Here is a 25,894-nt window from a genome sequence, read left to right on the forward strand (position 1 = left end):
ACGGAGGTGCAGCATGAATACATTAGTGGCTTATGCCAGCAAGTACGGGTGCACAGAAAACTGTGCGAGAATGCTATCAGAAAAGCTGACTGGGGAGGTTGATTTATGTGATTTGAAGACGGCGAAGATTGTAGATCTCTCAAAGTACGACAAGGTGATTGTCGGTGGTTCAATTTATGCTGGTAAGGTTCGAAAAGAAGTTAGTGATTTTTGCTCGACAAACCTGAATGTATTAAAAGAGAAAAACCTTGGACTCTTCGTATGTGGTATGCTAGAGGACCAGGCCGAAATGGAACTAAACAATTCTTATCCTTCCGAACTGTTAACTAAGGCTTTAGTCAAGGAATTCATGGGAGGAAAATTTCAATTTAAGAAGATGAAACTCCCGGAGAAATTTATAGTAAAGATGGTCTCTAAAGCAGACAAGAGTCGTCCTGCATTGGACACTAGTAAAGATGTTTCGACTATATCGGAGCAAACTATCACTAGATTCGCAGCCGCAATGAATAATGCTTAAGAGAACTTGACTGAAGGGTTATTTTGTTCATAATAGGGGGGAAAGGAGTATATTATGAAATTTCAAAAAAACATTAGTATCCTTGTTTTTTGTATTATAATAGTATCCTTAATCGCCACTACAAGTGGGATATTATCTAACCACGGGCCGGGAGCTTATGAATATCAGTCTGTTCGTGGGGAAACTGTTACTATTTACGGCAGAGGGTTATACCAGCACATGTCGTCAGAAGTTGCCGTGCAAGGCATTGCCCAAGACTATGTCACTTTATTTATAGGGATACCTTTGCTGATAGCAGCACTTTTTCTAGTACGAAAGGGTTCTGTTAAAGGGAAATTTCTTTTAACAGGAGTGTTGGGGTATTTTCTTGTAACTTACCTTTTTTATTTAGTAATGGCTATGTATAACCCTCTTTTCTTGGCTTATGCTTTCTTAATGGGTGCTTCATTTTTTGGCTTTACTTTAGCTATGTTTTCTTTCGAAGTTGATAGTTTGCCGGAATCATTTAAAGAGAATACTCCAGTAAAGTCTGCAGGAGTATTTTTAGTAGCGCAGTCTTTCCTAATAGCTTTTCTATGGTTAAGTATCGTAGTTCCGCCGTTAATAAATGGAGAAATTTATCCGCAACAAGTAGAACACTACACAACTCTTATTGTTCAAGGCATGGACTTAGGCCTATTATTACCAGCAGCTATCATTTCGGGTATCCTCTTAATAAAGAAGCAGACGTATGGTTACTTACTTGGTCCCGTGTACTTTGTTTTCTTATCAATCTTAATGACTGCTTTGACGGCCAAAGTTATTGCTATGGGAATATCAGGCTATAACATTATTCCAGTAATTTTTATCATACCAACATTTGCGCTTATTTCAATATTCTTTTCGGTTCTATTAATTAAAAATGTAATCGGGAAGCCGGGCAGCGCTGAAAAACCGCTTGTCATTTGAAGCATTATAACAAAGGTTGGCCTGGACCAAGATATATAGAACCGTTGAGTATTCATTGCAGTGGTTGAATAATAGAAAGAGCAAAAGAGGGGGCACAGCATGCGTAATATTGAATCTGAGAAGGTTATTGTAAAGTTAGACCCGGATAAACAGTTAACCCAATTAGCTGAGCAAGTTATTGCCGAGCTTCCCCTTAATACTATAGTTATAGGCGGTACGCAAAATATTGCCGCGGAAAATAGCCGGCGGCTTTTTAAGTTAATAAAAAGTTTAGGCTATCAAGGCCGGGTATTCCAGGAACTGTCCTCGCCGGATGCTATTATTTTTGAAGCAGACGGTTATCTCTTACCTCTGATTTTAAATTCTACTAACCTTTATTGGTTGCGAGATGCCCATTTGGCTGCCATTAAGAAGTACGGGGATTTTATACCTTGGGACAACATAACGGTAGAGGGTTACTTAGTATGTAATCCCCATTCGGCAGTATCTAAGAAAACTGGGGCAGTGTGTCAAGATTCTGAAGATGCCGCGGTGTATGTCCGACTAGCCGAAGAAGTCTATAATTTACCCAATTTTTACATCGAATATAGTGGCACATACGGTGACACAAATTTGGTACAGGCATGTGCTGATGCCAGAGAAAGCATCCATTTAATATATGGCGGGGGAATAGCTACCTTAGAACAGGCTGAGGGGATGCTCAGCCTAGTGGATACCATAGTGATAGGTAATTTGATTTATGATGATGCGAAAGAATTGATGAAGATAGTAAACTGTTTGTACAACAGATGAAGGTGTAAAAAACTTAAATATTTCTAATTATTGAAGGGCCCCGGTCACGATCTGATTGGGGTTTAGTTATGACCTTATAGTTGTATAACGATAACAATAATACAACGCTTATAAATATACATTGACAGTCGTGGTAATTTAATGTATATTATAGTTATGGAGGTGATACTATGGTCGATAATAAAATTCCCTCCGATTTACTTAGAGGGCACACCGATACAATTATCCTTAAGCTGTTATTGAGTGGAGATAAATATGGCTATGAAATAACGAAATTAATACTTTTAAACTCCAGGGGCGAGTATGAACTGAAAGAATCCACAATGTTTTCGAGCCTAAAGAGAATGGAGAAGGACGGTAATGTAACTTCATATTGGGGTGATGAGAGCCAGGGCGGGAGAAGAAAGTACTATAAGATTACAGAAAGAGGAAAAAAGATTTATTCTGAAAACAAACGGAATTGGGAAAATGCCAAGCGTGTCTTAGATCAATTGCTATAAACGAAAGGTGGAGATAAAATGCAAGAGAAATTAATGAAATATTTAGATGGGGTATTTGCACCCTATAAAGACTTATATGCAGTTAAGGAACTGAAAGAAGAGCTATATGTTGATTTACAGGAAAGGTTGAATGATTTTAGAAACCAGGGCTATGATGATGAAGCTGCATATAGTATGACCATCGATTCTATTGGGGATATTGACGAGATCTTAGAAAGCATCATCGATAAGACAAGGGATGCCGGACCAAGCGAGAAGAAGTCCGATAAAGGTACAATTAGGGAAAGCATTACCGATAAGATAAAAGGGCTGCGGCAGACGGTGAAAAGGGATATGTCTATGAGCAACCTTCAAGGTTCCGATTTAAAAGGGGTAAAAGTACAGGATGGGAAGTTTAACTGCAGTTCCTTAAATGGGTCAGACTTCAGCGGCTCAGATTTAACAAACAGCTCCTTTAAATACAGTGATTTAAGAAACGCTATATTTGACGGTGCTGACCTTACTGGAGCAAAAATAATTGCGTCCGCATTGAAAGATGCAAGTTTTAAAAACTGTGTTTTGAATAACACAGTTTTCAATAGTTCAGATTTGTCCGGGGTATGTTTCGACGATCAAACGCTTATTGGTACAGTTTTTAAAAATACGGGCCTAGCAGGAACGTCTTTCAAAAATGCCATATTAAGAGACGTTATTTTTAAGACAGATGTAAAAAAAACTGTCTTTGACGGTGCCACAATGGATAAACTGACTTACGCCCTTTTGAAAGGCAGTAATGCGAACCTGACGAATGTCATGGTCATTTAGGTAATTATGATGAAAACAGATATAGCGATTTCCCTAAGTGGCATCGAATACAGAAGTTGAAGATTCCGCCGCAAATAGTAATCTTTTTAACCTGTGCGGTATTATTTTAAAAATTAATTCCATGGGGCCCTTTTTATGCATAGGATGTATCAACAATGTTTTGTAAGGAGGCTTTACGTTTTGAGTAAAAAAAGATATACACACGCCATGGTTCCTATGCAGGGGGATATTATTCCAAGCCCACCAGAAAGTTGTGAAGGCCAGTTATACACTGTACGGGCCGGGGATACACTCTTCTTAATTGCTCGTAGATTTGGAGTAACGCTCCAGCAGATTCGCGCTGCAAACCCACAGATTGTAAATCCAAATATTATCTTTATCGGCCAGGTAATCTGCATCCCTACAGTTACACCCGAGCCAAGTGAGCAGCTACGCGTCCTATCACTTAGATTTTTAACGGAAACAGGTCAACAGCTCCCCATGGTGGATAATGCAGTTCAACTTATTGACAGAGTAATCGTACGAGCAACGTTTACTCGTCCGGTTTCACGAGCGTTTTTCTTTCTGGAACCTACCGGCACAGAAACTTGTGAAGCAGCCAGTCTAATCGGGATTGACTGTCCCAGTGCAGTTACCGGTGTTGCAGAGATACTTTGGCAGGTTCCTAGAGGTACTTTAGGACGCGTATTTGTTGTGGCATGCATCGATAGCGTTTGTGCAAAGTCAGATGAAATTCTTGTTATTCGTAATGAATAGCACAAACCGTGGACTCGTCCACGGTTTTTACATTAAACGCTAAATTATTAACTTTTTTGAGTCTAAGCCTTTAAAAAACAAATGACCATGTAACAAAACAAAATTTCATTAGGACATATTTTTGGGAATATAAGGTTTTTTATGATAACATACATAAGTAGAAGAATTGATATTTACTCCCGGACCATAAGAAAGATTGGGGTGTACATATGGACTCACCTTGTTTTTCCAACTTAATAGAGAAATATAATAAAAAAGTATATAACCTTGCTTACCACATTACAGGCAGTAGACAAGATGCTGAAGACGCTGTCCAAGAAACATTTCTTCAGGTCTATAAGCATCTGGATGATTTTCGAGGTGATAGCAGTATCTATACATGGATATATAGGATTACAGTAAATATATGTTTCCAGTTAAAGAAACAAAATGATAAAGCCTATGTTGAGAACTTAGAAGAGAAAATCGACCTATACCGGGATAAGATACCTTTTCCACAACAGGCTAACAACAGTAATCCGGAGGAAGCAGTATTAATTAACGAAATAACCAAAGTTATTAGAAATGAATGTCAGCAAATAGTGATGCGTAAGCTTCCGGAGAAGCAAAGAATTGTTTTTGTAATGAGGGTAGTTCTGGACCTTTCATATCAGGAGATTTCCGATACATTAGGAATATCGGAGAATGTTATCAAGGCAAGACTGCACAGGGCCAGAATAAGTCTTCTGAGCCATTTCCAAAACAAATGCCAGTGGTACATACAAGGAGAACCAAGCTCCTGTTGTCGGGAAAAAGCTGGTTATATTTTAACTCAGGATACCGAAGCGCTTAAAAGGGTTTTTGAGGGGATGAAAGACTGTAATTCTGATAATGAAAATGCAAACACTTCTGAACAGGAGTGTCAGAAACTGGAACAAATTTATAAACAAGTACAAATTCCACACCAGAAACCAAGTGTGGAACTGATAAAGAATTATGTTTTTCAAGCTTAGGATAAAAAACTACAAAAAAGCCGTAACCTGCCTTTCGTTTTTTTCTCTAAATAAGTAGAGAAAGCGAAAGGTTTTAATTTTTTATTAAAGGAGATGTATTATGTACAATTCACTTCAAGGATTAATCATTAGTGGAATATTTGCGTTGATGCTGCTGGCATTGGTTTTTTCCGGTACCAGTATTCCTTTTATATCTGAATATTGGAATGCTACAATTATACTTTTGGTTTTAGGTTTGTTCATGTGTACCTTTGGGGCCATGGGATACATTCTGGCAAAATCCACGTTCAGCCCGATTACACTGGTTGGAAGTTTTTTGGGAGTACTAGCTCTAGTAATTGGGGCATTGAGTTTTTTCAATAAAACTATCCCTTTTCTGCATGGTGAGCGCCAAGCATTTATCGCAATAGCAGTTATTATACTTCTGAAGGTTATTCTGGCACGAATCCAGCTTTATGTTATTAAGTAGACTGTGTTTTTTGGGTGATTAGCCATAACCTCGTTACTTTTTATTACTCTAAGTAGATAGAAAAGAAAAGAAAGGGTGTTATTTAAATGAGTAAAAACTTTATAATTGACGAGAAACTTTGTACTTGTTGTGGACTGTGTGTGAAGGAATGTGTACGACACGTCAAAATTCCTCACCAGAATCATGTTAATCCTCAAAATCCGGCCTGCAGTAAATGCTACCATTGCTTAACTGTTTGTCCTAATGAGGCAATTAAAGTTAAGGATACAGATACAGATATTGCACCTGATTTTGATAACCAACTGCTGACTTCCATCGATGAGGATAACTTGATGCAATTCTTTTCTTTTAGACGAAGCCATAGGAAATATGAGAAGAAGATGGTTGATGAAAGAACCCTAGAAAAACTTGTTAGCGCGGCTAGTTACATTCCCTCAGGTGGTAACAGCCATTCTTATGAGTTTACGGTAATTAAGAGTGAACAAGTAAAGAAAGCACTAAAAAAGGAATTGGCCGCCTTTTATGCAAGAAAAAATACTATCATAAATAATGCTTTGCTAAGAAACATAGCGGCCCTATTTACAAACGCCTCTACCCGGGGGTTTCTAAAAGATCCTGCCTACCGCAACCGAATGAAAGATCTATTTAATAGAATTAGCACAGGGGAAGATCCTTTGTTCTATGGTGCACCGGTTATTATAATTATCCATTCCAAGGAAGAGGTGCCTACTCCAAAAGAAGACAGCATCCTTGCCGGTTACAATATGACCTTAATGGCACAGGCCCTTGGGTTAGGTACTTGCTTTGTAACGCTTGCTCAAAAGGCTATTAACTCCAGCAGCCAATGCAAAAAAATATTAAATTTGTCAAAGGAAGATAACATCAACGCAGTCCTTTTACTTGGATACCCCTTGGTGAACTATCTTAGACCCGCACCAAGGTTTAGAAAGGAAATTAAATGCCTTTGACATCTTAGACGTTTAAGATATTAACAAACAAATTAGCCGGTGGTTTGAAAACTGGAAATGGAAGTAAAGGTTAGAACAATATTATTTAAGAGTTCGCTTAGGGAGGAAATAGAAATGAACGAGATGAGCGTTATTTTTCGAATACTTATTGGGGACTTTTTGATTTTGCATGGTCTTGTACTTCCGATTATGGCCCTGGTACCCAGCGACAAAGTCGAAGGCGCCCCAGTGGGGAGTTTTTGGGCGGAATCCTGGCTTTTTGGGACAGGGATGGGAGTGAAATTTGCGATTTATGGATTATCAGCAGTTTCAGCAGTGTTATTTATCCTTAGTGGAATGAGTTTTATGGGTTTGCTTGTACCCTACCGCGCATTTAATACGTTACTTTTAGCCGGCGCAAGCGTCTCATTGGTTCTAATTACAGTTTTTTGGCTCCCCTGGTTTATTATTGGAATCGCGCTCAATTTATTAATTCTAATAGTGGCAGTTTAGTGTGCATGTGAAATAAATATGGGAGGTTTTTATATGAATACCACAGAAGTAAAATTGGGATTTTGGGCATCAGTTTTGTCAGCACTCTTTAGTATTATATGGTTTATTACCTATAATTTGCGAGATGCATTTCAGGCTGTACCAAACTGGAAAGACCTGCAGGCATATGCCGATGCATTTCGTGTGGTGAGGTTGGCCTATGTTTATCCCTCATTATTATTGGCTCTAACTTATATCATTCTTTTGGCATGTATCCATAGGGTGGTTTCAGAAGAGAAGAAAATTTGGAGTTTGATTGCTTTATCTATCGGAATTCTATATTCGGTGATGGCGAGTATCAATTATAACATTCAGGCAGTGGCTGTACGCCTAAGCCTTGCGGCAGGGGAAACACACGGTATTGAAATGTTGATTCCGGATAATTTAAACTCAATTTTCAATGCCCTGGCGAACTCTTATGTTTATATGGCTTTATCTATGTATTTTCTAGGATTTGTATTTTCAAAGGGAAGAAATGAGCGATGGATTAAGGGCCTGTTACTAGTACAAGTGGTAACTGCCATCGGCCAGGTAGGCTATTCTATGTTTGATATGAACACTGGCATCTTCATCGCGACTAGCATGGTATGGGTTATCGGGGCTCCTCTGGTATTCATCCTGATAGCAGTCTGGTTCAACCGCCAAAGAATATAGTAACAGGCGTTTTTTTTGCTAAGCACATCCATTATGGTAAGCATCTAAAAAACATAAAGAATATTAAGCTGCGTTTTCGTAAATGCTATGCGTAAATATTTTAGGAGGTATTTATAAGATGGATACGCAACGGGCTAAGGAAATTGTCACTTCACCGATTATGGCAAATGTAACTCTCGATGGAGAGGCCGTCTATATTGAACAGGTGAACGACCAAGAAAACACAGCCAGAATTTATCCCCTTAATCAGCCTGATAAAGAACAAGAGGTCTCCTTGAATAATCTAAAGGAGCACTAGAATTATCGTTAATGGCTAGACCAAGTAGGAATTAAAGACCCGGGAGAATTACCCCGGGTCTTTAATTCTTTTCCCGTATGAGAAATACCTTATAAAAGGGCTTAAGGGCCCGGAATACTGTTTTTTAGTCTTCTCCTGGAACTTGCAGATGCGCCTTTGCGTCTAAAGAGATATCAAGCTTTTAATGGGAGATGTTTACATGAAAAGCCGGTTGTTTTTAATACTTTGTGTTTTACTGGCAGTGGGCTTGTTCGCTGGGTGTTCCGGTGAGTTTTCGCCATTCGGTCAAAATGGAGCCTTTGATAAAGCTAAGATCAGCGTGGAGACTGTTAGCGGAAACTCCCAATTTGCTTTTAACATTTTCAAGCAGTTGGATAAGGAGGACAGGGATCAGAGTATCTTCACATCGCCACTAAGCATTTCAACGGCACTAACAATGACTTACCAGGGAGCGGAAACGACAACTAAGGAAGCGATGGCAAAGACTTTAGGCTATACGGGTATTGAAGACGGACAACTCAATGAAAGCTACAAGAACTTGATTCGGTACTTGAAGCAGTTGGACAAAAAGGTGGAAATGAATATCGGCAATTCGTTGTGGGTTAGGGCTGGAGAGGATATTAATGAAGAGTTTTTGGCTGTAAACAAGGACATATTCGATGCTTCAGTGACACAGCTGGACTTTTCCAAAGAAACTGCCGCAGGCGAAATTAATCAGTGGATATCCGATGCTACGAATGAGAAAATCGAAAAGATGATTGATCCGCCAATATCAGCAAATGTCGTGATGTATCTGATTAATGCCATATACTTTAAGGGGGACTGGGCAGAGCAATTTGATAAGGATAATACCTACGCTGCACAATTTCATGCAGGGGACGGCAGTACCCGTGAAGTGATGATGATGAGCAAAAACGGAAAAGTGGAATACGGACAGGGAGATAACTTCAAAGCAGTCAGGCTCCCATATGGCAGCGGGAACGTGGCCTTTTACAGTATTCTGCCGGATGAAAATGTACCTATCAGCGATTTTATTGCTGAACTGAATTTAAACCGCTGGGAGGCTATCAGGGATAGTATTTCAGAGAAAGAAGAGGTTCAATTACGGCTGCCGCGGTTTAAATTGGAATATGGAATCAAAAAACTGAAGGACAGCTTGGTGAGATTAGGAATGGGGGAAGCGTTTTCAGTTACAGCCGACTTTTCAGGTATTCGCGATGGTATTAGTATCAGCAGGGTGCTCCACAAGGCGGTAATCGAAGTCAATGAACAAGGCAGTGAAGCCGCAGCGGCAACCGTGGTGGAGATGAAAGAATCAGCAGCGGCCGAACCGCTGACATTCATTGCCAACCGTCCTTTTCTATTTATCATCGCAGACGATGAGACCGGAACCATTCTATTTTTAGGGAAACTTTATGATGTGAAACCCTAAGAAGTTAAAATAATCCCATAAGAACTTCCAAAAAGGAATAAAGGCTAGAACGGGAGTTCCATCAGCGAATTGGATTAGTCCTGTATGTATATTTTATAAGGTACGGCTCTTATTTTGGCTTACAAAAGTAGTTCATATAAAAATATCAAGGTAGGGGGTTATCCATACCTTGATATTTTTATAACAGTAAGACTAAACATTAAAGTATTGTTTTTGTATTAAAAGATGATGCCGAAGGTGGAGTTGGTAATTAATATCGTACAATTTTGAAATTAGATTTGCAAGTTATGACGTTATCTTTTTGATTTTCATTTGCTGGATGTGATTGGAGCAGCCTGATATTCGCAGGCTGCTCCTTCAATATGGGTTATTTTGCGATTGTTTTTTTAGAATGAGTATTGGACTTCTTTGAGAATTTCACAAGGAAAATACCCAGTGCTGCTGCTGCGACACCAAATCCTAAGGGATATGAAATACTGGTTGCCAGGTGAAAACCTTCAGGAGCCTGTAGGATATAGGTTACGGTTACAGCCGACATAAAGGTCGCGGGAATTGTGGTAATCCAGTGCAGTTTACCTTCTTGGGCCAGGTAAGCAGAAGCGGTCCACAGCATCATCATGGCTAGAGTTTGATTGGACCAGGCAAAGTAACGCCAAATAATGCTAAAGTCTACCTGCGAGATCAGGAAGCCTACGGCTATCAGAGGTAAGGCTAGAGCGAGACGTTTAATAATCGGTTTTTGTTCGAATTTAAATGCATCGGCAATGGCCAAACGCGCGCTTCTGAATGCGGTGTCACCTGAAGTGATGGGACAGGCAATAACACCAAGCACTGCCAGCAATCCGCCGACTTTGCCAAGGAGTGTGGTGGATATGATATGCACTACAGCTCCGGGACCGCCGTTAGCCAAGGCTGTCTGCAGCCCTTCTGTTCCATTAAAGAAAGTCATGGCTGCAGCAGCCCAAATTAGAGCAATCATGCCTTCGGCAATCATTGAACCATAGAATATCTTTCTGCCCTGTGTTTCGTTTTGTACGCATCTGGCCATCAACGGTGATTGAGTGGCATGGAAACCACTGATGGCACCGCAGGAAATAGTGATAAACAAGAGCGGCCAGAGGGGCAGCCCTTTGGGGTGAAGGTTAGTCAATGCCAGTTCGGGTATTTGATATCCGCCGAAAACTAGGCCGCCGGTTATTCCTACTGCCATAATCAGCAATGCAGCACCAAAGAGGGGGTAGAACCTGCCGATTATTTTATCCACCGGTAAAATAGTTGCCAGGAAGTAGTAGAGAATAATGGCAGCCAGCCACCAAGTTACAGTGAGGCTGTTTGGTGTCAGGGCGGCAAGAAGCTCAGCCGGTCCCACCATAAACACAGTCCCTACCAGTATCAGCAGTACCACAGTGAAAACACGCATGATCTGCTTTGCGGTACCTCCCAGGTAGATGCCTACTAGTTCAGGGATGCTAGCCCCATTGTGTTTAATGGATAACATGCCAGAGAAATAATCGTGTACCGCCCCCGCAAAGATGGAGCCAAAAACAATCCACAAGAATGCTGCGGGTCCCCACAATGCACCGGCTATTGCACCGTAGATGGGTCCCAAACCGGCAATGTTAAGAAACTGAATTAAAAATATTCTCGGCCAGCTCATAGGCACATAGTCAATGCCGTCAGCGGAAGCAACCGCGGGAGTTTGGGCACTAGGATCCACACCTAAAACACCTTCAACGAATTTTCCGTAAAAAACATAACCTGCTACGAGTATGACGAGAGACAGGAAAAAAGTGATCATATTATTGCCTCCTCCTAAATATTATTTGGTCACTATTAATTACATCATAAGATAGAGGGGGAGGCTGCATATTTGGTCTAAAATGCAAATAATCAGGTATGAACTGCCTGATTATTTGCATAAACATCACTAAATATTTAATATTTTTTTGAATTCTTTGATCTGCTTTCGACTGACGGGGATGGGCTGGTCGTGGCCGGCTATTCTTACCTGGTAGGTGTTATGAAACCAGGGTATCACTTCTGTGATCTTTTCCAGGTTTATCAGGTAACTGCGGTGTATCCTAAAAAAGGATAAATCTTTAAGCCGGTATTCTAATTCTGATAAATTATAGCGGGAATGATATTGTTTCTTTTGTTCAGTATGGACAACGGTACTTTTTCCTTCTGTTTCCACAAAGGTAATATCCTCAGGTGGAATGATGATTACTTTGTCATTTTTATTGACGGCGACACGGTGAAGCTGTTTTTTGGGTGCCTGCTGGTTCAAAAGGCTTATTAGCCGTTTCATCTGGCTGCTATCCTGCTGCAGGAAGCGGGATAGAGTATTGCTCAGCCGGTTTTTGGTTACCGGTTTAAGCAGATAGTCCACGGCATTAATTTCAAATGCTTTAACGGCGTACTGATCATAAGCTGTGACAAATACTATTTGGGGGGGAGTGGGTAGCTTAATCAGTTCTCTGGCCACAGTAAAGCCATCCATATCAGGCATTTTTATATCTAAAAACACCAGGTCTGGGGAGAGGTCAAGCACTTTTCTAATAGTCTCTGCCCCCGTACTGGTTTCACCCACAACCTGAAAATCTTCTAGCATGTCCAGGAGATAGACTATTTCTTCACGGGCTGGTTTCTCATCGTCCACTACCAGTACTTTATGCATTAATTTTACCTCCTTTTTCAGCAGGCAGTACAATTCTTACTTTAGTGCCTTCGTTTTTCCTGCTGCTGATAGCCAAGCCAAAGCTGCTGCCAAAATGAGACTTGAGTCTATTGTTTACATTGCTGATGCCGATGTGATCAGCGGAGTCGTTGGGACTGAGGTAAAGTTTGATATCGTTGGGGTTCATCCCTACACCGTCATCTTCAACTATCAATATGATTTTGTGTTTAGTCTGCTCCAAACTGATATAAATGTTTCCTGGTGCGTTTTTTGGGTAGAGACCGTGTTTGACAGCATTTTCTACTATGGGCTGCAGCGTAAAGGGAGGAAGTTTTCGCTTGACAGTTTCGTCAATATTCCAGTGGACCTGTAAATGTTCTTCAAAGCGCGCCTGTTCGATTGCCAGATATGACTTGACGTGCTGTACCTCCCTGGCTATTGATACCATTTCTTTACATGACTGTAGATTTGTCCGGAAATAGTCTGCCAAATGTGCCAATAGGTCCCTGGATTTCTCCGGGTTGGTACGTACCAGGGATCTAACTGTATTCAGCGCGTTAAATAGAAAATGAGGATTAACCTGCGCTTGTAAAGCTCTCAGCTCGGCTTGGTCTAGCAGCTTGGCCTGGTATTCCACTTTTGCTAATTCCAGCTGGGTGGAAAACATCTGCGCTAGGCCGAGAGCCAACTGAGTTTCAATAGAGGTTATACCGTTTTCTCTGTTTTGGTAAATTTTCAGGCAGCCGATTACCTCATCGTTCTCTTTCAAAGGAACGATAATGGCAGAAGCCAGGCGGCAGCCCTGGGTACTGCACTGGATAGAGTCTTTTCTTTGGGCAATATGATACTGTCCAGTGGTAATTACTTTTTTTGTTCCTTCGGTCAGGTAGGAAAGACCGGGTTTATGGTGGTCCTGACCTAGTCCGACATGCGCCAATATTTTGTCTTTATTTGTGATTGCTACCGCTGCGGTGTCAATATGGCTATAGATAATTCCACATGCCTCCCGGGCAGTGACTGTATTTAGACCTTTTCTAAGAATTGGTAGAGTTTGATTCGCTATGGTTAATGCCAGTTGTGCCTGGTAAGCGCCAGCCCGGGCTTTTTCCCAGAAAATATTCTGTATGATACCCATCATGGCTGCGGCCCCCATGCTGTTGACCAGTATCATGGGCAGCCAGATAACGTTGACCAAGGCTACTGCGCTATCTAAAGGTTTGGCAATCAATAGGATGATAATCATTTGTATTATTTCGGCAGTCATTCCAATAAAGAAAGTCGGCAGCCACTTATTTTTTTTGGCCATTACATATTTGTGCAGTACCCCGCCCATGACACCCGCAACAATGGTTGATACGGCACAAGCTAGGGCAGTAAAACCGTTAATATCTATAGCCCAACGGTGCAGGCCCGCTATCGTACCGGCTATCAAACCTACCACAGGCCCTCCCAGGAGACCGCCAACTAGCGGACCAATTACTCTTGAATTTGCTATGGCCCCCTTTACGGGTATGCCTGAATAAGTGCCTAATATGCCAATAAGTCCAAAAACTAAAGCGAGTAGAAATTTTTCGCGTTTCTCAATGCTTTGTTTTATAAACAGTCGTTTAAAAGGTGCCATTCTGCTTAAGAGATATGCTAGTAGAATGATAAATCCCAGTCGACTGAGAAGGGTTTCAAATATGGAAGCCATGATAGACACCTGCCTTTCTGACAAATATGGTAACATAAATAGATTAATAGTTGTAGCAAAGATTGCTGGCAGCTGTTCCAGGAAAAAACAGGGAAGTCAAAAAGGTTATGCAGAACCACTAGGGGTCTGCATAACCTTAAGGTTTTTGGTGCCGAAGGTGGGAGTCGAACCCACACGAGTGTTACCTCACTGGATTTTGAATCCAGCGCGTCTGCCAGTTCCACCACTTCGGCACGATATTCTTTTGTTGCCGTAAACCAGGCAAGTTATATTGTACAATTTCTGCTGCCGATTTGCAAGTATAATTAAGATTAACTAGTCGAATTTTATTGGAAGGAGTTCCAATAATTGATATTACTCAGCGGTTATCCATTCCCGATAACTGTTTTGTCCTCAACAAAGCAACAAATGTTTTCACAACTTCCGGATCAAATTGATTCCCGGCGCAGACGGTTAATTCCATAATTGCTTCATCGAAGGATTTTTGCGATTGGTAAGGCCGCTGGGAAGTCATTGCATCGTAACTGTCTGCAGCAGCAACTATCCTTGCAAATAGTGGGATTTCCTCACCTTTAAGGCCGGATGGGTAGCCATGACCGTCATATCTTTCGTGATGATATAAGATAATAGGTAGACATTCCTTTATCGTCTTAATGGGTTTGACCAATTCGTAGCCATGTTTGGTGTGTTCCCGGATGGCTTTAAATTCGTCTTGGGTCAAAGGGCCGTTTTTAACCAATAAGTTTCGGGGAATTTTGATTTTTCCGATATCGTGGAGATAAGCACCGTATCTAACGATATTGCATTGATATTTATTTAGCCCCATGGCTTCAGCTATGATGGTGGCGTGAATAGATACCCGTTCGGAATGATGAAAGGTGTAATCGTCCTTATTGTTAATTTTCATCAACAGTTTTCTTATTTGTTTAAGAGTATCATGTTCCGCTGCTTCAGTTTTGGAATAAAGTTCATCGATAATGCTGAAGTATCCTTCTGCCCGGTTTCTGCCTCCTCGTTTTGCGGTATATAGGGCCAGATCAGCACAGCTTATCAACTCATTTTTACTTTCACAATGCTCTGGAAAACTGGCAACTCCTATGGAAATGGTTAAAGGATTACCAGCTTGCTTTCCTCTAAATTCGAAGGGATGCCTATGCACAGTTTCTCTTATTTTTTCAGCGGTTTTTAAAGCTTCCCGATAAGTTGCACCGGGTAGTACCACAGCAAATTCCTCGCCGCCGTATCGGGCTATGAATTTTTCTGCTCCCAAGATAAGTCGGAATAGACCCGCCAATTCTTTTAATAATCTATCCCCGGCCATATGACCGAAAGTGTCATTAAACCTTTTGAAGTGGTCGATGTCTATCATTAATAAGCTTACGGGTTTGTTTATGTTATATGCTGAAGCTATCGTATCGGACAATTCTTGTTGAAAGTAGCGGTGGTTGAATAGTCCCGTTAAATCATCAATATAAGAGAGTTTTTCCATATACTCAAACATTTGGGCATTGTAAATTGCAGCACCCACCAAATCAGCAATTTCTGAGAAAAGTTTTTTTTCTTTCAGTGAAAACTTACGTACTGTCTGAGCATCAAAGGCAATGACCCCTACCAAGTGATCCTTTACAATCATGGGATAGCCGATGCTTGACTTGTTGAGGTGAATTTTACGTGCATAGGGGTCAATATTGGGGTTAGTTTGTAGGTTTTCTATATACATAGGTTTTCGCATGGAGGCTATTTTCCCTGGGGCTCCTTCACCCAGCGGTATCCGAAGCTTCTCTAATTGTTGTTTCGTAAAAACATTACATGCCACCAGGCGAAGAAGCTCATTGCTTTCTTCATAAAGAAATATGGCTCCCGATGATAGACCCAAATAATTTACTACCAGCTCGATAGTTTTGTCCAGCACCTCTTTTAAATGTAAATGAAGATGCAGATTTTTTGTGATTTCCGACAAGACATGTTCTTGGGCATCATCAATCATATATAATACTGCCTGAACTCGTCCCTTGCTGTCAGTAAGTCCATTTGCGGATAACAATACCGGCAGCGAGGAACCGTTTTTATGAACAAATACAGCGGAACGTTTAAATGATTTTCCGACTTCCATTAAATCCTTAAAAATATTATCCAATTCGTTATAGACTTCTTTCGAGAAAGTAGTAATTATTTTTATAAATTCAGTGCGACTCATACTGAGAAGCTCGGATTGCTCATAACCGACAAATTGGCAGAGCCATTGGTTCACGTGACAAATGCGCTGTTTTTCATCAATAATAATAATTCCTTGATTTAAATGACTAATCAAGTCGGGAACAATACATTTAGTATCGGTGCTGTAGCATGGATTTACCGGCATTTGGATTTGCTCCTATCTGCTCGTAAATTCTACCAATATAATAAATGTTTCGCCCAGTATGTATAAAAATCCTCTCTCGAAGGGGGGGCTATTGTCCACTGGTTTAGCCAAAAGTTCCGCCATATTTTAGAAGTATACCGCGAACTATATTAATGGTTGATGCGAAATGAGCTAGAATAGCTCATTTCGCATCACCTAGAATACTAGCTCTCTTCACCTGAGGCCTGTCTTACCTGCATCCAGCCCCAAAGCAGTACTACCAGGGCAATACCCCAGGAAACTGCCATTGTTGTGGTATGGTTAAGATAGTGGGTCAAATCCAAACCGTGATCTTTTAATATCATATCGATAGATGTGTGCGCCAGAATGGCACCACCGATATAGATAATTACCGGATAACGGTTCATGACTTTTGCCAGCAGGTTGCTGCCGAATACTACGATAGGTATGCTAATCAGCAGACCTAAGATTAATAAAAGGGTATTTCCGTTAGCTGCGCCGGCAATTCCCATGACATTATCAAAGGACATGGTTAAATCGGCAATAATAATTGTGGTGATTGCCCCCCACATGGTGGTATCTGATTTTACGTTAGCTTCGTCATTATTGCCGGAAATTAAGCTCCATGTAATCCCAATTAGGATGACTCCGCCGATAAATTCCAGGTAGGGAATGGTAATCAATACCCCGGCTATCACAGTGAGAATGACCCTTAGCAGCACTGCGCCGCCGGCACCAATAATTGCAGCTTTTTTACGATTGTCCTCAGAAAGGTCTTTAATGGCCAAACCAATGACAGCAGCGTTATCACCTGAAAGTACCAGGTTAATAAGGATAATTGAAAAAATAGGACCAAGTAATGTAGATAAGTGCATTGCTATCGACTCCTTCCTGTTAAATGGTTAATTTGGGGGAAATCAAAAAAAAGACCTTTGCGTGGTAAACGCAAAGGTCTTGCCAGCTCTATTTTTGAGCCCATGAGGCCGGGCTGCTACCGTTTTGACGACCTCATAGCGATATGGCTACTCCCCTTTAGCTATATAATTCTACTCCTATTAGGAGCAAATGTCAACTTATGTCGAAAGCTGTCGGCGAAATCGAAGTCCCTATTCTCAAAGGATATAATGGAGTTACGGTTACTTTGTCCTTTTGGAAATGTTTTGATATAATTCAAGTGAACATTTGTTTGGGTGGTGGCTCTATGAGTGGGCTGTATATCATTCATGTGGATATGGATGCCTTTTATGCGGCAGTGGAACAGCGGGATGACCCGAAATTAATGGGTAAGCCGGTGATTATAGGTGGCGCGGACCCTACCAAGCGTGGCGTGGTGTCTACAGCATCCTATGAGGCAAGAAAGTGTGGCGTGCACTCGGCTATGCCGCTTAAAGAGGCGTATCGGCGCTGTCCTCGCGGCTTTTATCTGCCGGTAAATATGAAAAAGTATAAGTCGGTCTCAAAGGAGATTTTTCAGCTTTTTGGCGAATACACACCTTTAGTTGAGACGATTGCCCTTGATGAGGCGTTTTTGGATGTGACCGGATCGGTGCGGTTATTTGGGCCGGCGGAAAAAATAGGTCAGCTAATTAAGGAACGCATCAAGCGGGAGTTGGATTTAACTGCATCCATTGGCATTTCTTATAATAAGTACCTTGCCAAGCTGGCCTCAGACCTTAACAAGCCTGATGGTTTTTTAATGGTTAATAAGGGGAACTTAGAAAGAATAGTACATCCTCTACCGGTGACACGGCTTTGGGGTGTGGGGGCTAAGATGGCTTTAAAGTTAAATGCCGCTGGTCATAACACTATTGGCAACATAGCTAAAGCTGACCCAGTAGATTTACGCAGGCAGTTTGGCGTGTTGGGGGAGCATATTTCTCTACTTAGCCGTGGTATTGACCAAAGGCAGGTGATACCTGATCATGAGGCCAAATCGGTAGGCAGGGAGACCACTTTTCCCCGGGACGTTAGCAGCAGAGAAATTTTGCTTAGCGTCTTGATGCAGCTGGTGGAAGATGTCTGCTATAGGCTGCGGGCAGAGGATTTACGGGGCTATTGTGTGACGGTCAAAATTCGATATGAAGATTTCGAGACCCATACCAAGCAGGCTACTTTGGACCGAATGACCAATCTTGAACATGAAGTTTTCGAGACTGCCAGGAGCTTATTTAATGAACTGCATTCCCGGCGAGCGGTTCGGTTGCTCGGGATATCAGTGTCAAGGTTAAGCAGTGAAAATGAGGAACAGCTGGATTTATTCGGTGAGAATCGGCAAAAACATGACGTTTTGGCCCGCACTTCTGATATGCTGCGAAAAAAGTATGGGCGCCCGTTGATAACTCGGGCTCGGGGTGTGGATAAAGATAACGACTAGGTGGAGGGGTAACGATGATAACTTTTAAAAGTGCTGACTTTTGGCTTGAAGCATGGCAGGAAGGGAAAAAGGATGCGCTGAATGCTCTGCGGGATGAGGTGCATACTGACGGACATTACTGGGATCAGCGTGCCAAAGGCTTTGCTAAATTGGGAAAGACTGATGAAATCGAGGAGCGGGCGAAAAAGTTAGCAGAGATTTTGGCGGCTCGGGGCAGGGCTAGTAAGGATATGCATTTATTGGATATTGGTTCCGGCACCGGTAATTATGTCATTCCGTTAGCGCATAAACTAGGACAAGTAATGGCTCTTGACCCTTCAGGGGAGATGCTGCGTTTACTAAGAGAGCGGGCTGATGCTGAGGGTCTAGATAATATCGATACCGGACAATTGTATTGGGAAAAGGTAGATTTAGCGGCTAAAGGATGGGAGCAGGGATTTGATGTTGTGATGGCTACAATGTCACCGGGGATCAGTGAGGTCGCTACCCTAAAGAAAATGATAGATGCCAGTCGAGGCAGTTGTCTGCTCGTCGGACACTTAAGTAGAGAAGATACCGGCAGACAAGAATTATGGGGACGTCTGCTGGGCAGCGAGATGCGGCCTGTTTGCCCTGATATCTTTTATATCTTTCATTTGTTATATTCCTGGGGCTATCGCCCTATGTTGGATACTGAGGAAAAGGTGATAGTGCGTTACTTGGGTCCCGAGGAAATTATTGAAGTATATAAAACCCACTTTTACCCTTATCTTAATATGACTAAAGCAATGGAAGGGAAAATAGCTGATTATGTCAGGGAGAAAACGATGGACGGACGCTATCGGGAGGAACGCCGGTTTACCATAGGTTACCTTTGCTGGGATGTTTAAATAATTTAACTGTAACAACCCATTAAACTATAGCATGTGACCATTAAGACATGTTAAACTGATAGGTGAAGATTAACCGAAGGGTGGTTTTTTGCTATGAGCTTGGAGCAGCGGTTCCAGGAAGAATTTAAATGTAGCAAATGTGGCAATTTGGGGGCACATACGAAAAAGTTGGCCATGACCGGTACAGGTCTTTCTAAAATGTTTGACATTCAAATGAACAAATATTTATTTGTGTCCTGTACAAGCTGTGGTTTTAGTGAAGTTTATAACCTGCGCACTTTAGAGGGTAAAAGTGGTATGGATGCGACAGATATTTTCGATGTTCTCTTTGGTGGATAATTTATCCTTAGCAGCAAGTTAGTCCACGCTTTGGTGGACTTATTTTTTTAATAGTACTTGGAACAAAATTATTATACTGTCGTCTAATACCATGAGGGCTGTCATGAAAGGGGGCCTTGAAGTGAGTTTGACCAATGATCGGCTGCTTGAGAGAAGCAGAGCCGGTGATGTGGATGCTTTTCAAGAGTTGATTAATCAGTACGAAAAAAAGATATATACTATTGCTTATAGGTTTATGGGTAATCATGAGGATGCCAGTGATCTGGCCCAAGAGGCAATGTTGAAGGCCTTTAGGTCTATCAGTAAGTTTCGCGGTGAAGCGTCCTTTAAAACCTGGCTTTATCACATAACCGCCAATGTTTGTCGGGATGAATTACGTAAAAGGAGCCGCCGGCACGAGGTATCGCTGGATGAACCGCTGGTTTTTGACGAAGGTGAGGTACCAAAGCAAACCGCTGATTGGTCCGGGGTACCGGAAAAGCTTTATGAGGAACGGGAACTGCAGGAATATCTCAACGGCCTAATTCAAAAGCTTACTCCTGAGTACCGAATGGTGATAGTAATGCGGGAAATCCAAGAACTGAGTTATGAGGAAATAGCCATTAAGCTGGATTGCTCGTTGGGAACGGTGAAATCTCGCTTGAACAGGGCGCGGAAAGCGCTTAAGGATAAAATAGTCTCTGACCGGGAACAAATGACTGAAGGAAAGCGTCTAACCAAGTGAAAGGAGGGAGGACAATGGCATGCGAAAAATTCCAAGAAATGCTTTCGGCTTACCTCGACCAGGCATTAAATCCAGCCGATGTTGAACTGTTAGAAGCACATTTGGAAGAATGTGAGCAATGTCGTCAGGAATTGGCGGATTTAAAGGATACAGTTACTATGCTGCGTTCAATGGCAGAAATTGAACCGCCGGCTGAATTCAAGCAGCAGCTGCGGGAGCGTCTGCAGGCGGAAAAACAGCAAGTAAAGAATCAGAGTCCCTCCTTGATGCGTAGAGTGATACGTTCTCCTTGGCTTCCGTTATCTGCAGCAGCCGCTTTGTTTTTCGTGTTCATTGGTGTTTTTGGTATTAGTTTTTGGCTGCAACCCATGGGTAGGAGTGCCGATACGGCTAAACAAGAGCAGTCAGTCGCCCCGGAAATGGGATTTGATGAACAAAATAAATCTGCTGCTCCCATGGAGTATGCCGATGATGCTGAATTTGACCAGCCGGAGATAGCCAGAGACCAGGGTCAGCTGGAAAGTCAGGATATGAAAATAGCCGGTAGTGCGGCGGGGATTGCCAAAGAGGAAGCGCTGCCACCCGCTGCGGTTAAATATGAGCAACGTGTAGAGCGTAAGGTTGTTCGCCGGGCAAGCTTTACACTTGAAGTAAAGGATGTGCCAGGGGCGGAACAAAGTCTGCGCCAGTCTGTGGAAAAGTTTGGCGGTTATGTTGAGTCGGCTAATATGCAGAAACAAACGGAAGACAGATATTTTGCCAATCTAACATTGCGAGTACCCCAAGATAGCTTTAACCAAATGCTAGATGACATTAAAAAATTAGGTGAAGTTAGAGATACGTCTTTTAATGGCGATGATGTCACCCGACAGTATTACGATACTCAGGCGCGGTTAAAGGTAATGCGGGAAGAAGAAGAAAGCCTGCTCGAGGTACTTGATAAAGCAAGCAAGATTGAAGATATCATGCAGGTAAGGCGTGAACTGAGTCGCGTGCGTCAGGAAATAGAATCTTTAGACAGCCAGTTAAAAAATCTGTCCCAAATGGCAGATCTCGCTACAATTAACGTAAGTTTAAGAACGGAAGACGTACCCAAAAATACTATTAGTACCACGGGAATGGGCGGTGTCTGGTCTCGGACCATGCAGGCATTTGTTCTTTCCACTAACCGTCTTATCAGAGGATTAGGTGAGACGCTGATTGGGGTAGGGGCGCTGCTGCCCATCTTAATATTGCTGGCGGCGTTGATATTGTTTGTGGCGGCGATAGTTCGCTTCAGGAGACAAAGTAAATCGGAGTAAGGTAACGGTGTGCAGGAAATAAAAGCCTGCACACCGAATTTTTATATATAGGGCGATTTTGGGGCGGAGAGGATGACTTCGGTGGGTAAAAGCAGAGGTGCGGGCGTACTATTATCCATGATAGCGGGTGTGTTGGCTGGGGTGCTTGCGGCCGGTTTGGTAATGCTTGCCTTTAATAGCACCACCTGGGGTCGGGTATCTGAAGAAGCAGCTCCGGTGTTTAATATGGAAGCAGGTAGCCCTCGGGTTTCTCTGGCTGCTGTGGGTGATATAATGCTGGCGCGTAAAGTTGGCCGTTTGATGGAGGAAAAGGGTAATCACTATCCCGTGGACGCTATAGCTCAGCGTCTTGCCGCAGCAGATGTGACTTTTGGCAACTTGGAATCACCTATTGGTACAGGGGGCACTCCTTTGCCGCAAAAGGGGATATGGTTTCGGGCCAAGCCGGAAAGGGTGGAAGCGCTGGTGCTTTCAGGCTTCGATGCGGTCAGTATCGCCAATAACCATGCCCTCGATTATGATAGTAAGGTCTTTTTAGATACGCTGGATATTCTAGACCAAAGGGGTATCAAAGCGGTTGGCGGTGGAGTGGATATTGATCATGCGAGAAAACCGGTCATAATTGAAAAAAACGGTCTTAGTATCGGATTTCTAGCTTATAGCGAGATGGCGGATATCATTTGGAGCTTTAACTATCCTAGGATGCTGATGGCATCTGAGGATACGCCGGGCATCGCGCCTGCGGGGCCCCGGTATGAAGCGGAGATACTAGAAGATGTTGAAAAGCTGGCTCCGAATGTGGATATAGTAGTAGTATCACTACACTGGGGCACTGAATATCAATACAGTCCCATGGACAGCCAACGCGACTTTGGCCACCGTTTGATTGATGCAGGAGTGGACTTAATTATTGGACATCATCCTCACACCTTGCAGGGGTTGGAACGATACGGCAATGGATTAATTGCTTATAGCTTGGGGAACTTTATCTTTGATCAGAATTTTTCCCAACAGACAACCGAAGGGCTGCTGCTGGAAGTGACCCTGACGCCTATGGGAGTGGAGAATGCTACCGTTAGCCCTGTGGTTATTCCTCAGTCCCAACCTAGGATAGCAGCGGGGGAAGATGCAGCGAGGGTTAATAAGCTTACCGCCTCACTTTCGAAAGACTTGGGATTAGACTTTGAGTGGCAGTTTGACATGCCGGTACTGTCCTTACAGGAAGACTCGGGTATGAAGATATAGGTTTCAGCAGTAACCAAGGGGGATATTAAGATGAAAAGGTTTTTGGTCATTGACGGCAACAGTTTAATACATAGGGCATTTTATGCGCTGCCGCCGCTTCAAAATAAAAGCGGGCAGTATACCAACGCTGTATATGGTTTTACCAAGATGTTTTTAAAGGTTTTGGCTGAGCAGCAGGCAGATTATGTCGCTGTTTGTTTCGATAAGGGGAAGATAACTTTTCGCCATGATAAATTTGAAGATTATAAAGGTACTAGAAAGGCCACGCCCTCTGAGCTAAGGCCGCAGTTTGCTTTGGTAAAAGAAGTTTTGGCGTCACTTGGGGTGACTATGTTTGAACTGGATAATTATGAAGCAGACGATTTGATTGGCTCCTTGGCCTGCGCTGCTGAGAAAGAAGGTTTCCGCACTTTAATTGTCACCGGTGACCGTGACGCTCTGCAGTTGGCTTCAAAGAATACTGAGATACTCCTTACCAAAAGAGGTATTTCTGAACTTGATTGCTACGGAATTGCTACGGTACAGGAAAAATATGGTTTAGAACCCTATCAATTGATAGATGTCAAGGGCTTGATGGGTGACCAGTCAGATAATATTCCGGGGGTGCCCGGTGTAGGTGAAAAGACAGCGCTAAAACTGATCAACCAGTTTGGCTCATTGGAGGAGGTCCTGGCAAATATTGACCAGGTTTCCGGGAAAAAGCTGAAGGAGCGTTTGACGGAATATCAAGAGCAGGCCGTGCTAAGCAAAGAGTTGGCTACGATAGACTGTCAGGTACCGCTGGAGATGGACCTCGAAGGCTGCTGCGTCGGCGCGCCAGATTATCCAAGAGTATTAAAATTATTTAAGGAATTGGAATTTGCCAGCTTAGTGAAAGAGATATTGGCACGGATGGAAAAGAGTGATAGAAAAGAAGGTAAACCACAGCAACTGGGTACTGTTACCGTAGCTAAAGACCAGCGGCATTTTAAAGAATTACTCAACTCTTTCGACAGCGCAAAACCCTTAGCTTTATACATAGAGCATGATGCTGGTGATAATTCTCAAATAATGGGTCTAGGTGTATCTGACGGACACGATATGCTAGCACTTTCTTTTAATGATGAGAGTGATGGAAGTGGGAAAGAATTAGCTGAACTGATTCAAAAAGTCAGCGTTATTACCCATGATGCCAAGCTCGTCTTTCGCACAGTGGGATTAGCGGCCAATGTTGTGGGCGATACCTTATTAGCGGGTTACTTGCTTAACCCTTCTCTCAGCAGTCATGAACTGTCCCAATTGGCAGTAGAGCATTTGGACCTAGCCCTGATCGAAGAGGGACCAGAAGGTTGGGGCTATCGGGCAGGGGCTATTGCCAGGATGGAGCCGCTGTTGCGGGAAAAGCTTGAAAACGATGGCCTAGATAAACTGTACCTGGAGGTCGAGTTACCCCTGGCAAAAGTCCTAGCAAGTATGGAACAGACCGGCATTAAAGTGGACGGCCAAAAGCTTGAGGAAATGGGTAAAGCGCTGCATAAGGATATTGATAGACTTACTACAGAAATTTATCAACTGGCGGGAAAGGAATTTAACATTAATTCCCCGAAACAGTTGGGCGTATTATTGTTTCAGGATTTAGGGCTTCCGCCACTAAAGAAAACTAAGACCGGCTATTCAACCAGTGCTCAGGTGTTGGAGGAATTGGCTCCGAAGCACGATATAGTCGCAAAGATTCTTGAATATCGGACCATTGTGAAACTTCGTTCCACCTATATTGAAGGTTTAAAGCCGTTAATAAATCCCAAAAGCGGCAAAATACATACCACATTCAACCAGACAATTACCTCTACCGGCAGATTGAGCAGCACGGAACCAAACTTACAGAATATCCCGGTACGTCTGGAAATTGGTCGGAAAATTCGGCAGGCATTTGTACCGTCTTCATCGGACAGGGTTCTACTAGCTGCGGACTATTCACAGATTGAGTTGCGGGTGTTAGCCCATATTTCTGGGGATAATACCTTAATGCAGGCCTTTCACAACGGCGAGGACATTCATACACGGACTGCTGCTGAAGTTTTCGATGTATCCATTGACGCAGTTACCCGGGAAATGCGCCGTAGCGCCAAGGCGGTCAACTTTGGTATTGTCTATGGAATCAGTGATTTTGGTTTAGCTCAGGACTTAGGTATCAGTCGTAAAAAAGCCAAGGATTATATCGAGCGTTATTTTGCACGTTATCATGGGGTTAAAGAGTGGATTGACCGGGTAATTGTCCGGGCTAGGGAAGAAGGGTTTGTGACGACATTGCTTAACCGCCGCCGCTATCTACCGGACTTGCTCAGTTCAAATTTCAACGTACGGAAATTTGGTGAACGAACGGCGATGAATACACCCATCCAAGGCAGCGCCGCGGATATTATTAAATTGGCCATGCTTACGGTGGATCGGCACTTATCCGGAGTTGACGGTGTGGAAATGCTGCTGCAGGTACACGATGAGTTAATACTAGAGGTAGAAAAGGAGCAGTTGATATCAACAGCCCAAGAAGTGAAGCAATTTATGGAGCAGGCATTTGAGTTGAATGTGCCTTTGGTGGTGGATTTAAAAAGCGGGTCGGATTGGTATCAATTGGAGCCGTTAGATTTACGTGAATCAAATGCATAG

Annotated in this window: 25 protein-coding genes and 1 tRNA gene; 20 read left to right on the forward strand and 6 right to left on the reverse strand. The window is 42.6% G+C overall.

What is annotated here, in order from left to right; all coding sequences use genetic code 11:
* Positions 1-13 precede the first annotated feature (13 nt).
* From MFMK1_RS07525 to MFMK1_RS07585, 13 genes are all read left to right on the forward strand, one after another.
* Complete coding sequence (locus MFMK1_RS07525; protein ID WP_366924504.1) at positions 14-517, forward strand: flavodoxin domain-containing protein; 504 nt, start codon at positions 14-16, stop codon at positions 515-517.
* Between the two features lie 54 nt (positions 518-571).
* Entirely contained in the window at positions 572-1,465 is an 894-nt protein-coding gene (locus tag MFMK1_RS07530) for a hypothetical protein (protein ID WP_366924505.1), read from the forward strand.
* 99 nt (positions 1,466-1,564) lie between these two features.
* Positions 1,565-2,257, forward strand: coding sequence for a geranylgeranylglyceryl/heptaprenylglyceryl phosphate synthase (locus MFMK1_RS07535; protein WP_366924506.1), 693 nt, complete (start codon positions 1,565-1,567; stop codon positions 2,255-2,257).
* Positions 2,258-2,427: 170 nt separating this feature from the next.
* Positions 2,428-2,757 (forward strand): PadR family transcriptional regulator, encoded by a 330-nt coding sequence (locus tag MFMK1_RS07540; RefSeq protein ID WP_366924507.1) that lies wholly within the window; start codon positions 2,428-2,430, stop codon positions 2,755-2,757.
* Between the two features lie 18 nt (positions 2,758-2,775).
* Positions 2,776-3,561, forward strand: coding sequence for a pentapeptide repeat-containing protein (locus MFMK1_RS07545; RefSeq protein WP_366924508.1), 786 nt, complete (start codon positions 2,776-2,778; stop codon positions 3,559-3,561).
* Between the two features lie 180 nt (positions 3,562-3,741).
* Positions 3,742-4,317, forward strand: a complete 576-nt coding sequence (locus MFMK1_RS07550) for a LysM peptidoglycan-binding domain-containing protein (RefSeq protein ID WP_366924509.1) — start codon at positions 3,742-3,744, stop codon at positions 4,315-4,317.
* A gap of 209 nt (positions 4,318-4,526) precedes the next feature.
* A complete protein-coding gene (locus tag MFMK1_RS07555; protein ID WP_366924510.1) occupies positions 4,527-5,309 on the forward strand; it encodes an RNA polymerase sigma factor in 783 nt (260 codons plus the stop codon).
* A gap of 100 nt (positions 5,310-5,409) precedes the next feature.
* A complete protein-coding gene (locus MFMK1_RS07560; protein ID WP_366924511.1) occupies positions 5,410-5,778 on the forward strand; it encodes a hypothetical protein in 369 nt (122 codons plus the stop codon).
* 86 nt (positions 5,779-5,864) lie between these two features.
* A complete protein-coding gene (locus MFMK1_RS07565) occupies positions 5,865-6,746 on the forward strand; it encodes a nitroreductase family protein (RefSeq protein ID WP_366924512.1) in 882 nt (293 codons plus the stop codon).
* A 114-nt stretch (positions 6,747-6,860) separates the two neighbouring features.
* The gene (locus tag MFMK1_RS07570) at positions 6,861-7,238 is read left to right on the forward strand and encodes a hypothetical protein (RefSeq protein ID WP_366924513.1); all 378 of its coding nucleotides are present in this window, start codon (positions 6,861-6,863) and stop codon (positions 7,236-7,238) included.
* Between the two features lie 33 nt (positions 7,239-7,271).
* Positions 7,272-7,931: a hypothetical protein gene (locus MFMK1_RS07575; RefSeq protein WP_366924514.1), complete on the forward strand. Its 660-nt coding sequence runs from the start codon at positions 7,272-7,274 to the stop codon at positions 7,929-7,931.
* 118 nt (positions 7,932-8,049) lie between these two features.
* Positions 8,050-8,229: an H-type small acid-soluble spore protein gene (locus MFMK1_RS07580; protein ID WP_366924515.1), complete on the forward strand. Its 180-nt coding sequence runs from the start codon at positions 8,050-8,052 to the stop codon at positions 8,227-8,229.
* Positions 8,230-8,428: 199 nt separating this feature from the next.
* On the forward strand, positions 8,429-9,661 hold the full coding sequence (locus tag MFMK1_RS07585) for a serpin family protein (RefSeq protein WP_366924516.1): 1,233 nt from the start codon (positions 8,429-8,431) through the stop codon (positions 9,659-9,661).
* A gap of 367 nt (positions 9,662-10,028) precedes the next feature.
* Here MFMK1_RS07585 and MFMK1_RS07590 read toward each other — a convergent pair whose 3' ends face one another.
* From MFMK1_RS07590 to MFMK1_RS07615, 6 genes are all read right to left on the reverse strand, one after another.
* Positions 10,029-11,459, reverse strand: coding sequence for a carbon starvation CstA family protein (locus MFMK1_RS07590; RefSeq protein ID WP_366924517.1), 1,431 nt, complete (start codon positions 11,457-11,459; stop codon positions 10,029-10,031).
* Positions 11,460-11,588: 129 nt separating this feature from the next.
* Positions 11,589-12,338, reverse strand: a complete 750-nt coding sequence (locus tag MFMK1_RS07595; protein ID WP_366924518.1) for a LytR/AlgR family response regulator transcription factor — start codon at positions 12,336-12,338, stop codon at positions 11,589-11,591.
* Positions 12,331-14,031 (reverse strand): LytS/YhcK type 5TM receptor domain-containing protein, encoded by a 1,701-nt coding sequence (locus MFMK1_RS07600; protein WP_366924519.1) that lies wholly within the window; start codon positions 14,029-14,031, stop codon positions 12,331-12,333. The genes MFMK1_RS07595 and MFMK1_RS07600 overlap by 8 nt, the downstream gene beginning before the upstream one ends.
* A gap of 146 nt (positions 14,032-14,177) precedes the next feature.
* Positions 14,178-14,264, reverse strand: a tRNA-Leu gene (locus tag MFMK1_RS07605).
* Between the two features lie 125 nt (positions 14,265-14,389).
* Positions 14,390-16,393 carry a diguanylate cyclase gene (locus tag MFMK1_RS07610; protein ID WP_366924520.1) on the reverse strand — a complete coding sequence of 668 codons (2,004 nt, stop codon included), beginning with the start codon at positions 16,391-16,393 and terminating at the stop codon, positions 14,390-14,392.
* A gap of 203 nt (positions 16,394-16,596) precedes the next feature.
* On the reverse strand, positions 16,597-17,268 hold the full coding sequence (locus MFMK1_RS07615) for a TerC family protein (RefSeq protein ID WP_366924521.1): 672 nt from the start codon (positions 17,266-17,268) through the stop codon (positions 16,597-16,599).
* A gap of 326 nt (positions 17,269-17,594) precedes the next feature.
* Between MFMK1_RS07615 and dinB the strand changes: the two genes are divergently transcribed.
* From dinB to polA, 7 genes are all read left to right on the forward strand, one after another.
* Positions 17,595-18,767, forward strand: coding sequence for a DNA polymerase IV (gene dinB, locus MFMK1_RS07620; protein WP_366924522.1), 1,173 nt, complete (start codon positions 17,595-17,597; stop codon positions 18,765-18,767).
* Between the two features lie 14 nt (positions 18,768-18,781).
* Entirely contained in the window at positions 18,782-19,636 is an 855-nt protein-coding gene (locus MFMK1_RS07625) for a class I SAM-dependent methyltransferase (RefSeq protein ID WP_366924523.1), read from the forward strand.
* A 96-nt stretch (positions 19,637-19,732) separates the two neighbouring features.
* Positions 19,733-19,978 carry a zinc ribbon domain-containing protein gene (locus MFMK1_RS07630; protein ID WP_366924524.1) on the forward strand — a complete coding sequence of 82 codons (246 nt, stop codon included), beginning with the start codon at positions 19,733-19,735 and terminating at the stop codon, positions 19,976-19,978.
* Positions 19,979-20,099: 121 nt separating this feature from the next.
* Positions 20,100-20,702 (forward strand): sigma-70 family RNA polymerase sigma factor, encoded by a 603-nt coding sequence (locus MFMK1_RS07635; protein ID WP_366924525.1) that lies wholly within the window; start codon positions 20,100-20,102, stop codon positions 20,700-20,702.
* 14 nt (positions 20,703-20,716) lie between these two features.
* Positions 20,717-22,003 carry a DUF4349 domain-containing protein gene (locus tag MFMK1_RS07640; protein WP_366924526.1) on the forward strand — a complete coding sequence of 429 codons (1,287 nt, stop codon included), beginning with the start codon at positions 20,717-20,719 and terminating at the stop codon, positions 22,001-22,003.
* 81 nt (positions 22,004-22,084) lie between these two features.
* A complete protein-coding gene (locus MFMK1_RS07645) occupies positions 22,085-23,248 on the forward strand; it encodes a CapA family protein (RefSeq protein WP_366924527.1) in 1,164 nt (387 codons plus the stop codon).
* A gap of 30 nt (positions 23,249-23,278) precedes the next feature.
* Positions 23,279-25,894 (forward strand): DNA polymerase I, encoded by a 2,616-nt coding sequence (polA, locus tag MFMK1_RS07650; RefSeq protein ID WP_366924528.1) that lies wholly within the window; start codon positions 23,279-23,281, stop codon positions 25,892-25,894.

Origin of the sequence: Metallumcola ferriviriculae, from assembly GCF_035573695.1 — a bacterium.
In the GTDB taxonomy this organism is placed as follows: domain Bacteria; phylum Bacillota; class JADQBR01; order JADQBR01; family JADQBR01; genus Metallumcola; species Metallumcola ferriviriculae.

Bases quoted from the DNA above. Each gene is read 5' to 3' on its own strand.
- MFMK1_RS07590 (WP_366924517.1), bottom strand. From the start codon at position 11,459: ATGATCACTTTTTTCCTGTCTCTCGTCATACTCGTAGCAGGTTATGTT.
- MFMK1_RS07615 (WP_366924521.1), bottom strand. From the start codon at position 17,268: ATGCACTTATCTACATTACTTGGTCCTATTTTTTCAATTATCCTTATT.
- MFMK1_RS07585 (WP_366924516.1), top strand. From the start codon at position 8,429: ATGAAAAGCCGGTTGTTTTTAATACTTTGTGTTTTACTGGCAGTGGGC.
- MFMK1_RS07560 (WP_366924511.1), top strand. From the start codon at position 5,410: ATGTACAATTCACTTCAAGGATTAATCATTAGTGGAATATTTGCGTTG.
- MFMK1_RS07630 (WP_366924524.1), top strand. From the start codon at position 19,733: ATGAGCTTGGAGCAGCGGTTCCAGGAAGAATTTAAATGTAGCAAATGT.
- MFMK1_RS07555 (WP_366924510.1), top strand. From the start codon at position 4,527: ATGGACTCACCTTGTTTTTCCAACTTAATAGAGAAATATAATAAAAAA.
- MFMK1_RS07600 (WP_366924519.1), bottom strand. From the start codon at position 14,031: ATGGCTTCCATATTTGAAACCCTTCTCAGTCGACTGGGATTTATCATT.
- MFMK1_RS07525 (WP_366924504.1), top strand. From the start codon at position 14: ATGAATACATTAGTGGCTTATGCCAGCAAGTACGGGTGCACAGAAAAC.
- MFMK1_RS07575 (WP_366924514.1), top strand. From the start codon at position 7,272: ATGAATACCACAGAAGTAAAATTGGGATTTTGGGCATCAGTTTTGTCA.
- MFMK1_RS07595 (WP_366924518.1), bottom strand. From the start codon at position 12,338: ATGCATAAAGTACTGGTAGTGGACGATGAGAAACCAGCCCGTGAAGAA.
- MFMK1_RS07610 (WP_366924520.1), bottom strand. From the start codon at position 16,393: ATGCCGGTAAATCCATGCTACAGCACCGATACTAAATGTATTGTTCCC.
- MFMK1_RS07625 (WP_366924523.1), top strand. From the start codon at position 18,782: ATGATAACTTTTAAAAGTGCTGACTTTTGGCTTGAAGCATGGCAGGAA.
- MFMK1_RS07530 (WP_366924505.1), top strand. From the start codon at position 572: ATGAAATTTCAAAAAAACATTAGTATCCTTGTTTTTTGTATTATAATA.
- MFMK1_RS07565 (WP_366924512.1), top strand. From the start codon at position 5,865: ATGAGTAAAAACTTTATAATTGACGAGAAACTTTGTACTTGTTGTGGA.
- MFMK1_RS07580 (WP_366924515.1), top strand. From the start codon at position 8,050: ATGGATACGCAACGGGCTAAGGAAATTGTCACTTCACCGATTATGGCA.
- MFMK1_RS07535 (WP_366924506.1), top strand. From the start codon at position 1,565: ATGCGTAATATTGAATCTGAGAAGGTTATTGTAAAGTTAGACCCGGAT.
- polA (WP_366924528.1), top strand. From the start codon at position 23,279: ATGAAAAGGTTTTTGGTCATTGACGGCAACAGTTTAATACATAGGGCA.
- MFMK1_RS07640 (WP_366924526.1), top strand. From the start codon at position 20,717: ATGGCATGCGAAAAATTCCAAGAAATGCTTTCGGCTTACCTCGACCAG.
- MFMK1_RS07545 (WP_366924508.1), top strand. From the start codon at position 2,776: ATGCAAGAGAAATTAATGAAATATTTAGATGGGGTATTTGCACCCTAT.
- MFMK1_RS07570 (WP_366924513.1), top strand. From the start codon at position 6,861: ATGAACGAGATGAGCGTTATTTTTCGAATACTTATTGGGGACTTTTTG.
- MFMK1_RS07540 (WP_366924507.1), top strand. From the start codon at position 2,428: ATGGTCGATAATAAAATTCCCTCCGATTTACTTAGAGGGCACACCGAT.
- dinB (WP_366924522.1), top strand. From the start codon at position 17,595: ATGAGTGGGCTGTATATCATTCATGTGGATATGGATGCCTTTTATGCG.